The sequence below is a fragment of the Amycolatopsis sp. NPDC048633 genome, from assembly GCF_040650695.1.
Classification (GTDB): domain Bacteria; phylum Actinomycetota; class Actinomycetes; order Mycobacteriales; family Pseudonocardiaceae; genus Amycolatopsis.
The window spans coordinates 1-14315 of record NZ_JBEZHS010000073.1; the positions used below are offsets into that span (position 1 = coordinate 1).

The following is a 14315-nucleotide window of genomic DNA, read 5'->3' on the forward strand; positions in this document are numbered from 1 at the left end:
AAGACGGCGTCGAAGATCGCGGACCTGGTCAAGCGGCTCGTCACGGCCCTGAAGGCGCTGGTCCCGCTGCTCAAGCGGGCCGGTGACCTGTTCGGTGACGCGGCGAAGGCGTTGAAGAACATCAAGCCGGGCAAGGCCGCCCCGCCGCCGAAGCACGCTGACATCAAGGGCAACCCCAAGGGGCTCGACGGTCCCAAGGGCAAGGGCGACCCCGACGCGCCACCGCCCAAGACCGACCCGCCCCCGAAGGGCGACGACAGCACCACCGCGTCGGGTGCGAAGGGCGACCCGCCACCGAAGACCGACCCGCCGCCCAAGACCGATCCCCCGCCGAAGACAGATCCGCCGGCCGACGGCCCGCCACCGAAGACCGATCCGCCCGGTGGCACCCCGAAGGGCAGCCCCGGCGGCGGCAAGCCGAAGGGCGATCCCAAGGGCGATGGCCCGCGCGACCGCGCGGTGCCGGACGACAAGAAGGTCTGCGTCTCCGACCCGGTGGACGTCGCCACCGGCGAGGTGGTGCTGACCCAGGTCGACCTGACCCTGCCGGGCGACGCGGGCGAACTGGTGCTGTCGCGCACGCACCTGTCGTCCTACCGCGCGGGCCGGTGGTTCGGCCGCTCGTGGGCGTCCACATTGGACCAACGGCTCGAGGTCGGCCGCGACCGGGTGCGGTTCTTCGCCGAGGACGGCATGGTCCTCGTGTACCCGCTGCCCGACGGCGACCGCCCGGTGCTGCCGATCGAGGGACCGCGCCACCCGCTGCGCCGGATCGCCGGCGGCTACCGGCTGTCGGCAGGCCCCCGCGACCTGGTGTTCGCGGAGGGGCACGGCCGGGTGCTGCCGCTGACGCTGATCGACCAGGGCGGCTCCCGCACCACGATCGAACACGACGGAAACGGCGCCCCGCGGCTGCTGCGCCGGGACGACGGCACCGAGATCAGCGTCGAAGCCGGCGCCGGCCGGATCGCCGCGCTCGGCGTGCCCGGCGGCGCGCCCGTCGTCCGGTACGGCTACAACCGGCTCGGCCAGCTGACCCAGATCGCCGGCTTCACCGGGCGGCCGGTGAACCTCGACTACGACGTCGACGACCGGATCGTCGGCTGGCAGGACCGCGCCGGCACCTGGTACCGCTACGTCTACGACGCCGAAGGCCGCTGCGTCCGCAGCGTCGGCGCCGAGCGCTACCTCAACGGCACGTTCGCCTACGACACCGAGGCCCGCACCACCCGGCACACCGACGCGCTGGGGCACACCTGGATATACCGGATGAACGAGGCCGGCCAGCTCGTCGAACGCACCGACCCGCTCGGCCACACGCGCCGGTACTCGTGGACCCGCTACGACGACCTGCTGTCGCAGTCCGACGAACTGGGCCGGATCACGTTCTACGGCTACGAAAACGACGTGCTGACGACGGTGACGCGGCCGGACGGTTCCGTGGTGCGGCTGACGCCGACCGGCACCGGCGAGGTGGAGCTGCGGGCGGGAGCCGCGCGGGCCGTGGCCCCGGCGTCCGATCCCTACGCCGCCCTCCCGGGTGTCTCCACCCGGCTGCGCGTCGACGGCCCTGCGGACGCCTTCGACGACGAACCGGTGATCACCGCGGCGGCGCGCCCCGGCGACCGCGACCCGTTCGGCCGGCCCCGGCTGGTGCACACCGCGTCCGGCGGCGCGGCCCGGCTGGGCTGGACGGCCGAGGGGCAGCGCTCCTGGCGGATCGGCCCGCTCGGTGAGCGGGAAAGCTGGCGCCACGACGGCGAAGGCCGCGTCGTCGAACACCGTGACACCACCGGGCGGACGACCCGGCGCACGTACGGCCCGTTCGGCTTGCCGATCGAGGAGTCCGACGCGGCCGGCGCGCGCACGGCGTACCGCTACGACGCCGAGCTGCGTCTGGTCGCCGTGACCAACCCGCGCGGACTGACCTGGCACTACGGCTACGACCCCGCCGGCCGGCTCGTCGAGGAGACCGACTTCGACGGCCGCCGGCTGACCTACGCCTACGACGAGGCCGGGCAGCTGCGCCGGATGACCAACGGCCTCGGCGAAGTCACCGAGTACGTGTACGACCCGCTCGGCAACGTCGTCGAACGCCGCACGGCCACCGGGGTCACCGGGTACGCCTACGACGCGCTGGGGCAGCTCGAGTACGCGGTCAACGCCGACTCGGTCCTGCAGATCGTGCGCGACGAACGCGGGCGGGTGCGCGAAGAAACCCTCAACGGCGTCGGCGTGCGCTGGACCTACGACGCCGCCGGTGTCCACCGCACCACGGTGTCCGGTGTGGACAGTGAATGGCGGTACGACGGCGACCTCGCGGCGTCACTGCACGTCGCGGGCCACGAAATCGCGTTCGAGTACGACGAAGCCGGCCGCGAGACCCGCCGGGCCGTCGACGGCGCGGAGGTCCTGCGCCAGGCTTTCGACGCCGAAGACCGGCTCACGGACCAGGAGATCACCGGCCTCGGCCGGCGCGCCTACACCTACGCTCCCGACGGCCGGCTCACGGCGATCGACGACGCGCTGCCGGTCCGGTTCGGGTTCGACCAGGCCGGCCGGGTCACGGAGGTGCACGCGCCCGAAGGCGTCGAACGCTTCGCCTACGACGCGGCCGGCACGCTCACCTCGGCCGTCACGCCGTCTTCGGCCGGACCGCGCGTCTACCGCGGCAACACGCTCCTCGACGCGGCCGGGACGCAGTACTCCCACGACCCGCAGGGCCGGGTGACCGGCCGGGTGCGGGGGCGCGAGGAATGGCGGTTCGTCTGGGACGAGCTGGACCGGCTGATCGCCGTCATCGCCCCGGACGGGTCCTTCTGGACCTACCTCTACGACCCGCTCGGGCGGCGGTTCGCCAAGCGGCGCTGGGAGATCGGCGACGACGGCGCGCCGCGGCAGACCGCCGAGACGTGGTTCGTCTGGAGCGGCGGCGAGCTCGTCGAGGAGATCGAGCTGACCGACGACGGGAAGTCGCGCGTGCTCACCTGGGAGCGGCATCCCGGCGACGGCAGGCCCGTGGTCCAGGTCGAGCAGCGGGGCGCCGAGGTGCGGTTCCACACGGTGGTCACCTCGCCCGCCGGCACGCCGACCGAGCTCGTCGGCGCGCACGGAACCCTCGACTGGCAGGCGCGCACGAGCTTCTGGGGCGAACTGCTGCCGTCGACGACGGGCACCGCGCCGATGCCGCTGGCCTTCCCCGGCCAGTACCGCGACGCCGAGACCGGACTGCACTACAACGTCTACCGCTACTACGACCCGCGGACGGGGCGGTACCTGAGCCAGGACCCGCTCGGCCTGGCCGCGGCGCCCGACCCGGTGGGCTACGTCGAGCAGCCGTACCTGCAGAGCGACCCGCTCGGCCTGGTGACCAGCCCGTGCGGCAAGACGAGCGGCCCGAAGGCCCCGGACAACCCGGCGGGCGGCGGCGACGCGGCGAAGCTCCCGCCGGGCGCCAAGAAACCGGACGGCCTCGGCGAGTTCCGCGACCCGGACGGCAAGATCCGGCCGCACAACATGACCGACGAGCAGTACGCCAAGTTCTCGAAGAAGTGGGACGAGATGATGGCGCCGGGCAAGGACAAGTCGTGGTTCTGGTCGGGCGGCCACGTCAAGGACTCGGAGTTCTCGAGTGTTCCGGTGTGGGGCAAGAACGCCGACTCGTCGAAACCGAACTCGCACCTCTACGACCCCGCCACCGGCAAGAACATCACGGAGTCGCAGTACCACGGCTCGATCGAGAACCCGGCGATCGACATGGCGAAGAAGAACGGCGGCAACACCCTCGAAGGCATCCTGAAGGACAACGACGTCGAGATGCCCAAGTTCTCCGACAACCACCCGAACGGCGAGAAGGTCTGGACGGACGCGTCGAAGGCGCTCGGACGCAACGCGGAAGGCGACGTCCACATCGCGCTGCCGAACACGCCGGGCAAGTCGAGCGGCTGGCCCAACATGGGTGACGAGCTGGCCTCACGCCGGCCCAACAACGTCTTCGACATGGACGAGTTCCCGATCCTGCGGCACAACCCGAAGGTCGACAAGGTCATCGCCCACGACGTCGACTACCCGGACGCGCCGCCGGTGGTGATCTGGGACAAGAACGAGCGGTGACCTCAACCGATCCGGCGGCACGGGCGTTCAGGTGGCGTCCGCACAGTTCGCCGGACAGGAACCCCATGGACCAGAACACGCTTCCGGACGACCCGATCGGCCCGCCGCCGGCTCAGCCGGTGGCGGGGCACCCATCGCCGTCAGGAGCAGCAGCCCGCCGGCTGGGTCGCCTTGTCGACCTCGCCGGTTTCGGCGTCCGGGGTGCAGCAGGTGGCCACGCTTTCGATGCCGAAGCTCGGTGAATCGGCCTTGACGGTGTAGACCTCCCAGGACTCCTGGCCCGGTCCGTGCACCCACACCTTGTCCTGCACCGCGTAGCAGCAGGTCGTGTCGTCCTCGGTCAACGTCTCCAGGCCCTCGCCCGTCAGGCGCTTGCTCGCCGCGCTGACCTGGCCGGTGGTCTCGACCTCGACGCCGAGGTGGTCCATGACCGTGGCCTGGCCGGGCTCGCCCGCCAGGAGCACGAGCTTGAGCGCGGGTTCGGCGATGGCGAAGTTGGCGTAGCCGGGCCGGAGCTTCGCCGGTCCGGTGCCGAACAGCTTCGAGTAGAAGTCGATCGAACCTTCGAGGTCTCCGACCCGCAAGGCGAGCTGCACTCGGGACATCCGTCCTCCTTGAATAGATGATTGTCTAAGCAGATTGCCGCTTGGATAGATGACTGTCAAGATAGAGACATGTCGAAACAGCTTCCGATGGACGCCTGCTGCTCCCCGCTGGCCCGCGAGCCGCTGAACGAGGACCAGGCCGCCGAGCTGTCGAAGCTGTTCAAGGCGATGGCCGACCCGGTCCGCCTGCGGCTGCTGTCGTTGATCGCGTCCCACGCCGGGGGCGAGGCGTGCGTGTGCGACCTGACCGACGCGTTCGACCTGACCGGCCCGACCATCTCGCACCACCTGAAGGTGCTGCGCGAGTCCGGCCTGATCACCGGCGAGCGCCGCGGGACGTGGGTGTACTACCGCGTCCACCCCGAGGTGCTGGCCCGGCTGTCGGCGGTCCTGGTCCCGGCAACCACCTGAGCCCCGGCGGCGCGCTCACGGCGTGGACGGGCGGCGTGGGCCTACCGGTTTCGGCGCCGTGGTCCTAGCGTGGACCGTGCCGGGGCCGCACTGCTTCTCGCCCGAGGAGAGACGATGCTGGGCACGCTCGACCTCGAGGTCGCGTCGCAGCCGCACTACACGCTGGTCACCGTGACCGGCGGGCTGCACCTGGGCAGCTACCGCCGGCTGCGCGACGGCCTCCTGGAGGTCGCGGCGGACGGGCCGGAAGCCGTGATCGCCGGCATCGACGGCCTCGACGTCGACGCCGTCGCGCCGGTCGGGGTGTTCGGGCTGGTCGCCCGGCGGCTCGGGACGTGGCCGGGGATCCCGTTCGCGCTGGCCGGCGCCGCGAGCCGGACGCGGACCCTGCGGGAGTACGGGATCCACCGCCAGGTCGCGATCGGCGAGGACGTCGGCAGTGCGGAACGCGCGCTGTGCAAGCCTTCGCGGCAGCTGACCGACCTGGTCCTCCCCCGCGGCGTCGAAGCGTCGGCGATGGCGCGGGCCGCCGTGCGCGAGGCCTGCGCGCGGTGGGAGGTCCCGCACTTCGTCTACGACGGCATCCTCGTCGCCGGCGAGCTCGCGGCCAACGCGGCCCAGCACACCACTTCCGCGGCCACCCTGCGGCTGGACCTGCGGCGCGGCCGGCTGACCATCGCGGTGCTCGACGACGATCCCAGCCCGGCCGTGCTCCTCCCCCGGCCGCGGCCGGGCGCCGCCGGTCTGGGCCTGCACATCGTGGCGCGCTCGGCCGAAACGTGGGGCTGCAGCTCCCGGTGGTCCGGTGGCAAGGTCGTCTGGGCCGTCCTCACCAGCGAGCGGCACCCCGCCGAGCTGAACTGAGCCGGCTCAGCACGGCTCCGGCTCCATCAGGATCGGCTCGGCGCGCACCGCGCAGGCGGCGAGCGTCCCGGTGCCGCAGGCGATGCTCGCCCACACCGTCTTCCCCGGGTTCGCGGACCGGACACCCCACTGCCGGGAGAGGTCCCCGACCAGCACCAGTCCCCAGCCGCGGCCGCTCGCCGGCTCCGGGGTCCCGGCCACCGGACGGGTTTCGCCGTCGTCGTGGACTTCCAGCAGCGCCGAGCAGGGCGGGAAGGCGCCCGACGCGGTGACCGTCACCGGGCCGGCGCCGTGTTCGCAGGCGTTCGTGGCCAGCTCGGTGACCACGAGCTGCACCGCCCAGAGGTGATCGGCGCCGAGCCGCGGCAGCGCCCGGGCGGTCCACCGCCGGAGTGCGCTGAGCGGCGGGAGCGCGGTCCGCTCGATCGTGAATACGGGCCGCTCGCCCGTCCCCCAGGACGTCATGCCGGGTTCGCCCGCAGTGCTTCGGCCAGGCTCGGGTGCAGGGGCACGCGGTCGTCGTCCCAGAACCTCAGCAGCACGACCGAAACCGGGTGAGCCGGCGTGACGAGGCACAGCCGCCGCCGCTCGGCGTGGGCGCGCCGCGCCGCCTGGCCCAGCGCCCGCAGGCCGGCGGCGCCGATGAAAGTCACGCGAGACAGGTCCACCACCGTGACCGCGGCCAGGTCCTGCCACGTCGCGTGCTGCAGCAGCCGGACCGACAGTGCGTCGATCTCCCCGGCCACGCCGATGACCAGCAGGTCCGGGCGCACCTCGGCCCGTTCGACCGAAAGGATCCTGGCGGCCGCCTGCCGCGGGCTCACGTTCGAGGACATGACGTCCTCCTCCCGTCGCCGGCCGGGACCGGTGTCCCCTGACGAACGGTACGCGGAATCCGCGCGCCCGAGGCCGGGTTCCCGGCCCGGGTCCGTCGGCGCGGCCGCTCCCGCTGTCGTGCCCGGCCCGATCCGCACCCTCACCGCACTGGAACGCGCCGCCGCCGACTGTCCCCGGGGAGACTGACTCAGGGCCGGCGGCCCGCCCGTTTGAGGACCCGGATCACCGGCGCCGTCTGCACCTCGCCGATCGGTGGCAGCGCTCCGAGACCCTCGGTCAGGCCGGAGCGGCCCAGGCCGCGAGCGCGACCGGCCACGTCCGCGGGCGCATCGTCGTCACCGTGCCCTGACCCTCCCGGGTGTCAAGGCGTACCCGGGCCTGTTCGAGGAGTACGTCGAGGTCGACGCTCACCCCAGCTGACTCCGGACGTTCGACCGGGTCTCGTCGTCCATCGGGTGGAAGCACTCGATGCGCAGCTCCTGGAGCGTCACGTCCTGGGGCGTGCCCAGCGTCGTCACCGTCGAGAAGAAGCCGAACCGCAGGCCGTCGCGGACGTAGCGGATCGGGACGATCGGCAGCAGCGGGCCGGTCGCGTCGAGGGTGCGCAGGGTCGCCGGCACCCCGGGGTAGTGCAGCACCTCGTCCAGGATCCGCTGGGCGCGCTCGTCGGTCACGCCGCCGAGCGCCTCCCGGCGGACGCGCGCGACCAGGGCCTCGGCCACCTCCGGCCAGTTCGTCACGTGCGGCCGCACGCCGTCCGGGTGGAACATCCGCCGCAGCACGTTCGGCGGTCCGGGTGGCTCCGCGGTGCGGCCCTCCCGGAGGAAGGCGAAGAACCGCCGCGCGGCGCCGTTGGTGTGGCGGATGTCCCAGCCGCGGTCCATCACCAGCGCCGGGAACGGTTCCTGTTGCGCGAGAATGGCGTCGAGCGCGTCGCGGACCGCCGCCAGGGCCGGAGCGTCCAATGTGGACTCCGCGTACTCGGGCGCGAACCCGGCGCTGAGCAACAGGGTGTTGCGTTCCCGCAGGGGCACGTCGAGCACGCCGGCGAGCTTCAGCACCATCGCCCGGCTGGGTTTCGCGCGACCGGTTTCGAGGAAGCTCAGGTGCCGGAGGGAGACGGCCGCCTCGGCCGCCAGCGCCACCTGGCTCAGCCGGCGGGCGGCGCGCCAGTGCTTCAGCAGCGGGCCGACGTCAGGCACCGGCGCCGGTTCCCGCCGTCCACGCGTGCGGTTCGACCGCCGGCTCGAGCGGCGGGCCGGCAACGTTCGCGGTGTAGTTCGCCATCGCCGAGATGGCCACCCCGGCGACGACCTCGAACAGCTGGCCCTCGCCGAACCCGGCCGCGGTGAAGGCCTTGACATCCGCTTCGCCGAGGTGGCCGCGCTTTTCGATGAACGCGACCGTCAAGCCGGACAACGCCGCCATCCGCGGATCGCCGGGCCGCGCGCCGCGGCGCACCGCGTCGACCACCTCGGGCGCGACGCCGTCGGCCAGCGCCTCCAGGGTGTGGAACGCGACCGCCCACTCACTGGCGTTCGCGACCGCGTTGGACAGCAGCAGGACCTGCCGCTCCGCCGGGGTGAACGTGCCGCCGCGGAAGTGGCCGAAGGCCGAGAAGAACGTGTTGAGCAGAACCGGCGAGTTCGCCATCACGGCCGCGGCGCCGGGGACGAACCCGAACGTCTCCCGCAGGACGGTGAGCGGTGTCCTGGCCTCGGCGGGCGCGGTGTCCACGGTGTGCATCGGGTAGCTGGTCATGGCAGCAGCTTGACGCAGCCGGGTCGGCGAAACAATTCCCTCGGAGGTAACTGCCGTCCCGCCGGCGGCGGCTCAGGTGTACCAGGTCGGCTCCGGCAGCTCGCCGCGCAGCGCGTAGACGCCGACCTCGCGGCGCTTGTAGGCCACCGGGTCGTGCAGCGAGTGCGTGCGCAGGTTCCGCCAGAACCGGTCCAGGCCGTGCTTCGACGCGCTCGCGCGGGCGCCGGTCAGCTCGAAGATCTTCGTCCCGATCTCCAGGCCCGTCTCGATCACGCGCTGCTTGGCCGCCGCGATCAGGACCGCCAGCTCGCCGCGGGCTTCCGGCGTCAAGTCCTCGCGCGGGGCGTGCAGCACCCGCGAGATCGCCGCGCCCGCCTTGTCCGTGAGCGCCTCGGCCGCCCACAGCTTGGCCTGCAGATCGCCGTAGCCGTCGAGGATGTACCACTCTTCGGTCGCGGCGTCCTTGTCGTCCCCGCCGTAGGGCCACGGCCGGGTGCGCTCGCGGGTGTAGGCCAGCCCGGCGTCGAGGGCGCCCTGGGCGATGCCGAGGTAGAAGTTGGTGAACACCAGCTGGATCGCGGGGACGTTGAGCGTGTTGTAGGTGAGCGGCCGGAACTCCCGGTCGACGTAGCCGGCGGCGCTCGCCCACGGCACCCGCACGTCGGTGATCGTCACGCCGCCGGACTCGGTGAGCCGCTGGCCGATGTTGTCCCAGTCGTCGTGGAAGACGATACCGTCCTGAGTGGACGGGACGATCGCGAAGACGTGGTCCCCGGTGCCGGACAGGACGCCTTCGAGCACGGTCAGGTCGGAAACCTTGCTGCCGGTGGAGAACGACTTGCGTCCGTTGTAGACGATGTCGTCGCCGTCCTCGGTGATGGTGAGGTCGGAGTCGCGCGGGTTGACCGCGCCGCCGAAGAAGAAGTTGTTGGTGGTGTAGAGCTCTTCGACGGCGGCGACCTGCTCGTCGGTCGCGACCAGCCGCGCGGCCCAGGCCCAGAGGTAGTGGTAGCCGAGCAGCTGCCCGATCGAGCCGTCGGCGCGGGCGATCTCCCGCGTCACCCGGTAGGCCGTGTCCCAGGTCTGCCCGCCCCCGCCGTGCTCGACCGGGCCCAGCAGGGTCACCAGGCCGGCGTCCTTGAGCAGCCGGATCTCTTCGTACGGCGTGGCGTTGCGGCGGTCGCGCTCGACGGCGTCGACGGCGAGCTTCGCGGCGACGTCCTTCGCGGCCGCGATCCAGTCGGTCTTTTCCGTTGTCGTCACAGGGTTTCCTTTCGGGTGGTCCGGCAGCGGTCGCCGTTCACGATCCCGAGTACACCGGGACGACCTGGGGGTGTCAACGGGAGTCCGCGCGCTGGGACCGGCCGAAATTCTTCACTCGATCGAGTGGCCCTGGCCGGCCTGCGTGCCCCGGAACCGCGTCAACCGCAAGCTGTTCGACACCACCAGGCAGCTCGACATCGCCATCGCCGCGCCCGCGATCATCGGGTTGAGCAGGCCCGCCGCGGCCAGCGGCAGCGCCGCGACGTTGTACGCCAGTGCCCAGAACAGGTTCGCCTTGATCGTCGCCAAGGTGCGGCGGCTCAGCCGGATCGCGTCCACCGCCGCCAGGAGGTCGCCGCGGACCAGGGTCAGGTCGCTCGCCTCGATCGCCGCGTCGGTGCCCGTGCCGATGGCCAGCCCGAGGTCCGCCGTCGCCAGCGCCGCCGCGTCGTTGACGCCGTCGCCGATCATCGCGACCACCCGGCCCTCGGCCTGCATCCCTTGGATCACTTCGACTTTCTGCTCCGGGGACACCCCCGCGATCACGTCGGTGATCCCGGCTTCGCGGCCGATCGCGCGGGCGACCGTTTCGTTGTCCCCGGTCAGCAGCACCGGGTTCAGCCCGAGCCGGCGCAGCCGGAACACCGCGGGCGCCGACGTCGGCTTGACGCTGTCCGCGACCACCAGCACCGCGTGCGCCAAGCCGTCCCAGGCGAGGATCACCGCGGTGTTCCCCTCCTGCTCGGCCCGTTCCTTCGCGCGCAGCAACGACTGCGGCAGCCGGACGTTCAGCCGCCGCAGCAGCTCGGGACGGCCGATGACCACGCGGTGGCCTTCGACACGGCCGAGCACGCCGAACCCGGCCACCGTGCGGAACTCCCGCACCTCGCCGACCCAGCCGAACCGCTTGACCGCCGCGGCGGTGACGGCGACCGCGATCGGGTGCTCCGACGCGTTTTCCAGCGCTCCGGCCAGCTGGAGCGCGAGGTCGCGCGGCGTGCCGTCGTCGGTCCGGACGGCGGCCAGGCTCATCTTGCCGGTGGTGACGGTGCCGGTCTTGTCGAGCACGACGGTGTCGACCCGCCGCGTCGACTCGAGCATCTCCGGGCCCTTCACCAGCACGCCGAGCTGGGCGCCGCGGCCGGTGCCCACGAGCAGCGCGGTCGGCGTCGCCAGCCCCAGCGCACACGGGCAGGCGATGATCAGCACGGCGACGGCGGCGGTGAACGCGGCCGCGGTCTCCGCGCCGGAGACGAGCCAGAACACGAGCGTGGCCAGCGAAAGCGCCATCACCACCGGCACGAACACCGCCGAGACGCGGTCGGCGAGCCGCTGCACGTCCGCCTTGCCGCTCTGGGCCCGCTCCACCATGCCGGCGATCCGCGCCAGCCGGGTGTCGGCGCCGACGCGGGTGGCGCGCACGACCAGCCGTCCGCTCATGTTCACCGTCGCGCCGACGACTTCGGCGCCCACGGTCACCTCGACGGGTACCGCTTCGCCGGTGACCAGGCTCAGGTCGACGGCCGACGTGCCGTCTTCGACGACGCCGTCGGTGGCGATCTTCTCGCCGGGGCGCACGACGAACCGGTCGCCGACGCGCAGGCCGTCGATCGGGATCCGCTCCTCGCGGCCGTCGCGCAGCACGGCGACCGACTTCGCCCCGAGGTCGAGCAGTGCCCGCAGCGCGGCTCCGGCGCGGCGCCGGGAGCGGGCTTCGAAGAACCGGCCGGCCAGGATGAACAGCGTGACGCCGGTGGCGACCTCGAAGTAGATCCCGTCGACGTCGTGGTCGGCGGCGAGGGTGAAGTCGAACTCGTGCCGCATCCCGATTTCGCCCGCGCCGCCGAGCAGCAGCGCGTACAGCGACCAGAGGTAGGCCGCGGCGACCCCGATCGAGACGAGGGTGTCCATCGTGGCCGTGCGGTGCTTCAGGTTCGCCCACGCCGCCCGGTGCAGCGGTCCCGCGCCCCAGGCCACGACCGGCGTGGCGAGCACCAGCGACACCCACTGCCAGGCCGGGAACTGCAGCACGGGCACCATCGCGAGCGCGATGACCGGCACCGCGAGGACGGCGGACACGAGCAGCCGCCGCCGCAGCGGATCGGCCGCCGGAACCGGCTCCGGCTCCGGCGGCGCGGGCGGCTGGGCGGTGTAGCCGGCGGCTTCGATCACCGCGACGACGTCTTCGACCGTGAGCGACGCCGGCACCGAGACGGCGGCCTTCCCGGTGGCGTAGTTGACGGTCGCGCGGACGCCGTCGACGCGGTTGAGCTTGCGTTCGATCCGAGCGGCGCACGAGCCGCACGTCATGCCGCCGACCACCAGCTCCACGTCGCGCGCGGGCCGCAGCGCGGCGATGGGCGCGGTGACCGGGTCGCGCAGGTACCCGCTGGTCATCGGACGAGCTGGTAGCCCGCGACCCGGACGGCGCTCTCGACGTGCTCGAGAGCCAGGGCCGCCTCGCTGGTGACGACGACGCGGCCACCCGGCACGTCGACGTCGACCTCCCGGACGCCGGGCAGCTCGCCGAGCTCTTCGCGGACCGAGGCCGCGCAGTGCCCGCACGTCATTCCTGTCACCGCGTACGTACTCTGAGTCATCGTTCGCCTTCCGGCCGTGGCCTTCCCGAGATCGGGCAGTGGCCTTGCCGTAACAAGGTCGGCCGGCGGGCCCGGATGGTTCCCGGGAATTTCGACCAAGATCATCTTCAACCGTTCCGGCCCCGGAGCCGTATCAGCGGGTGTGAGGCCACTTCGTGCGGATGATGACGAGATCACGCGCTGGGCCCGGCTCGCCGGCCGCGGCGACCAGGTCGCCCTGGAGCAGTTCGTGCGCGCCACGCAGCCGCACGTGTGGCGGTTCGTGGCGAGCCTGGGCGACGCGCAGACCGCGGACGACCTCGTCCAGGAGACCTACCTGCGGGCGCTGGGCTCGCTGAGCCGCTTCAAGGGCGACTCGTCGGCCCGCACGTGGCTGCTCTCGATCGCCCGCCGCGCGGTCGCCGACCAGATCCGCGCCGCCCGCTGCCGCCCGCGCTCGGTGTCCGCGGCCGACTGGCAGACCCTGTCCGGGCGCGACGAGCCGTCGACGCGGTCGCTGCTGGAGGAGCAGGTGGTCCTGGACCAGCTGGTGGGCGCGCTGGACCCGGAGCGGCGGGACGCGTTCGTGCTCACCCAGGCCCTCGGGCTGTCGTACGCGGACGCCGCCGAGGTGTGCGGGTGCCCGGTCGGCACGATCCGGTCGCGCGTCGCCCGTGCGCGCGACGACCTCCTCGCGGCGATGGCCGACGCGCCGCCCCGGCGCACCGCCGTCGTCTGATCCGCGGGAACCAAGACGAGCACATGAGCGACTATCTGATCGTGGACTGCGCACTTTTCCGGGAATCGCTCTCGGCCGCGATGGACGGCGAGACCGGCCCGCTGCCCGAGGCCGACGTGGCACGGCACCTGCAGGGCTGCGGCGCGTGCCAGGCCTGGCAGGACCAGGCCCGGCGGCTGCGGCGCTCGATGCTGCGCCAGGCCCCCGCGGTGCCCGACCTCACGGCCGCGATCCTCGAGCGCGCACCGATGCCGTCCCGGGAGAAGTGGGCGGCGCGGGTCGCGCTGGCCCTGGTCGGGCTGGTCCAGTCCGGACTCGGGTTCGCCGAGTTCCTGGTGCCCGCGGACGCGCACGCCGCCCACGAGGGCGCGATCCACCTGAGCAACGAGAGCGCGGCGTGGAACCTCGCGCTGGGCATCGGACTGCTGTGGGCGGCATTGCGACCCCGGACGGCCGGAGCCCAGTTGCCGCTGATCGCCGGCTTCGCGCTGGTGCTGGGGGTGGCCTCGGCGATCGACGCATCCGGCGGCCAGGTCGGCGCCGGACGCCTGCTGACGCACGGGCTGCTGCTGGTCGGCCTGGTGCTGCTGGTGGTGGTCCACCGCGAACACCGCCGCCATCCGGCTCCGGCGCCGTTGAACGCGGACGCGCTCGGCACTGAGGATGGTGTGCGGCTTCCGGAGCAGGACGCGCCGGCGCCGCTCGCGCCGGTACGCAGCCGGTTCCCGCGGAGGCCGGCTAGTCGGCATCGCGCGGCCTGAGGGCTGGTTTCCGGCGGAGCCGGCTGCGGCGTGGGGTTTCCGGCGGCCGGCCGGCACCGCGCGGCCTGACGATCGACCGCTCCCAGGCGGATCCGGCCTCGGCACAGGCCTTCCGCCGACCGGCACCGCACGTTCCGGCGGCGGGCTGCTCCAGGCCGAGCCGGCCGCCGCACAAACCATCCGCCGACCAGCACCGCACACGCCGGCGGCGGGCTCCCAACAGAGCCCGACCGCGACACAGGACTTCCAGCGACCAACCAGCACCCCGCCGTCCGGCGGCGGGTTGCCCGTCGGCGCCAACGCATCCCGCCAGCCGAGCCGAGCGTCGCGGAGACGTTCGGCGGCGCCGGCTGGGAGACGTCGAAGCTGCTCGAGGCGATGC

At 72.9% G+C, this 14315-nt stretch carries 14 protein-coding genes; 5 read left to right on the forward strand and 9 right to left on the reverse strand.

The genetic code is table 11. The features are described 5' to 3' along the window. A partial coding sequence (locus tag AB0C38_RS48810) for a DUF6531 domain-containing protein (RefSeq protein ID WP_360688362.1) occupies positions 1 to 4113 on the forward strand: 4113 nt, incomplete at its 5' end. A 140-nt stretch (positions 4114 to 4253) separates the two neighbouring features. On the opposite strand, the gene AB0C38_RS48815 is transcribed toward AB0C38_RS48810, so the two are convergent. Next, positions 4254 to 4718, reverse strand: a complete 465-nt coding sequence (locus AB0C38_RS48815; protein WP_360688365.1) for an ArsI/CadI family heavy metal resistance metalloenzyme — start codon at positions 4716 to 4718, stop codon at positions 4254 to 4256. A gap of 69 nt (positions 4719 to 4787) precedes the next feature. On the opposite strand from AB0C38_RS48815, the gene AB0C38_RS48820 reads away from it, so the two are divergent. After that, on the forward strand, positions 4788 to 5129 hold the full coding sequence (locus AB0C38_RS48820; protein ID WP_360688368.1) for a metalloregulator ArsR/SmtB family transcription factor: 342 nt from the start codon (positions 4788 to 4790) through the stop codon (positions 5127 to 5129). A gap of 114 nt (positions 5130 to 5243) precedes the next feature. Then, positions 5244 to 5993: an ATP-binding protein gene (locus AB0C38_RS48825; protein WP_360688371.1), complete on the forward strand. Its 750-nt coding sequence runs from the start codon at positions 5244 to 5246 to the stop codon at positions 5991 to 5993. Positions 5994 to 5999: 6 nt separating this feature from the next. On the opposite strand, the gene AB0C38_RS48830 is transcribed toward AB0C38_RS48825, so the two are convergent. The 8 genes from AB0C38_RS48830 to AB0C38_RS48865 form a co-directional block, all read right to left on the reverse strand. Next, on the reverse strand, positions 6000 to 6458 hold the full coding sequence (locus AB0C38_RS48830; RefSeq protein WP_360688374.1) for an ATP-binding protein: 459 nt from the start codon (positions 6456 to 6458) through the stop codon (positions 6000 to 6002). Continuing rightward, entirely contained in the window at positions 6455 to 6829 is a 375-nt protein-coding gene (locus AB0C38_RS48835) for an STAS domain-containing protein (RefSeq protein ID WP_360688377.1), read from the reverse strand. Before AB0C38_RS48835 ends, AB0C38_RS48830 begins: the two co-directional genes overlap by 4 nt. 277 nt (positions 6830 to 7106) lie before the next feature. Further along, positions 7107 to 7241, reverse strand: coding sequence for a hypothetical protein (locus AB0C38_RS48840; RefSeq protein WP_360688380.1), 135 nt, complete (start codon positions 7239 to 7241; stop codon positions 7107 to 7109). Next, a complete protein-coding gene (locus AB0C38_RS48845) occupies positions 7238 to 8032 on the reverse strand; it encodes a helix-turn-helix domain-containing protein (RefSeq protein WP_360688382.1) in 795 nt (264 codons plus the stop codon). Before AB0C38_RS48845 ends, AB0C38_RS48840 begins: the two co-directional genes overlap by 4 nt. Next, positions 8025 to 8591 (reverse strand): carboxymuconolactone decarboxylase family protein, encoded by a 567-nt coding sequence (locus AB0C38_RS48850; protein ID WP_360688385.1) that lies wholly within the window; start codon positions 8589 to 8591, stop codon positions 8025 to 8027. The genes AB0C38_RS48845 and AB0C38_RS48850 overlap by 8 nt, the downstream gene beginning before the upstream one ends. Before the next feature lie 72 nt (positions 8592 to 8663). Further along, a complete protein-coding gene (locus AB0C38_RS48855; protein WP_360688388.1) occupies positions 8664 to 9854 on the reverse strand; it encodes an acyl-CoA dehydrogenase family protein in 1191 nt (396 codons plus the stop codon). A 111-nt stretch (positions 9855 to 9965) separates the two neighbouring features. Continuing rightward, complete coding sequence (locus tag AB0C38_RS48860; RefSeq protein WP_360688401.1) at positions 9966 to 12164, reverse strand: heavy metal translocating P-type ATPase; 2199 nt, start codon at positions 12162 to 12164, stop codon at positions 9966 to 9968. 83 nt (positions 12165 to 12247) lie between these two features. Continuing rightward, complete coding sequence (locus AB0C38_RS48865) at positions 12248 to 12454, reverse strand: heavy-metal-associated domain-containing protein (protein WP_360688392.1); 207 nt, start codon at positions 12452 to 12454, stop codon at positions 12248 to 12250. Positions 12455 to 12596: 142 nt separating this feature from the next. Here AB0C38_RS48865 and AB0C38_RS48870 point away from each other — a divergent pair, with 142 nt between their 5' ends. Continuing rightward, the gene (locus AB0C38_RS48870; protein ID WP_360688395.1) at positions 12597 to 13172 is read left to right on the forward strand and encodes a sigma-70 family RNA polymerase sigma factor; all 576 of its coding nucleotides are present in this window, start codon (positions 12597 to 12599) and stop codon (positions 13170 to 13172) included. A gap of 23 nt (positions 13173 to 13195) precedes the next feature. Beyond that, entirely contained in the window at positions 13196 to 13933 is a 738-nt protein-coding gene (locus tag AB0C38_RS48875) for a zf-HC2 domain-containing protein (protein ID WP_360688398.1), read from the forward strand. Positions 13934 to 14315: the final 382 nt, after the last annotated feature.

Coding starts and splice junctions, on each gene's coding strand:
- AB0C38_RS48825 (WP_360688371.1), top strand. CDS start 5,244: ATGCTGGGCACGCTCGACCTCGAGGTCGCGTCGCAGCCGCACTACACG.
- AB0C38_RS48815 (WP_360688365.1), bottom strand. CDS start 4,718: ATGTCCCGAGTGCAGCTCGCCTTGCGGGTCGGAGACCTCGAAGGTTCG.
- AB0C38_RS48820 (WP_360688368.1), top strand. CDS start 4,788: ATGTCGAAACAGCTTCCGATGGACGCCTGCTGCTCCCCGCTGGCCCGC.
- AB0C38_RS48875 (WP_360688398.1), top strand. CDS start 13,196: ATGAGCGACTATCTGATCGTGGACTGCGCACTTTTCCGGGAATCGCTC.
- AB0C38_RS48830 (WP_360688374.1), bottom strand. CDS start 6,458: ATGACGTCCTGGGGGACGGGCGAGCGGCCCGTATTCACGATCGAGCGG.
- AB0C38_RS48835 (WP_360688377.1), bottom strand. CDS start 6,829: ATGTCCTCGAACGTGAGCCCGCGGCAGGCGGCCGCCAGGATCCTTTCG.
- AB0C38_RS48850 (WP_360688385.1), bottom strand. CDS start 8,591: ATGACCAGCTACCCGATGCACACCGTGGACACCGCGCCCGCCGAGGCC.
- AB0C38_RS48860 (WP_360688401.1), bottom strand. CDS start 12,164: ATGACGTGCGGCTCGTGCGCCGCTCGGATCGAACGCAAGCTCAACCGC.
- AB0C38_RS48865 (WP_360688392.1), bottom strand. CDS start 12,454: ATGACTCAGAGTACGTACGCGGTGACAGGAATGACGTGCGGGCACTGC.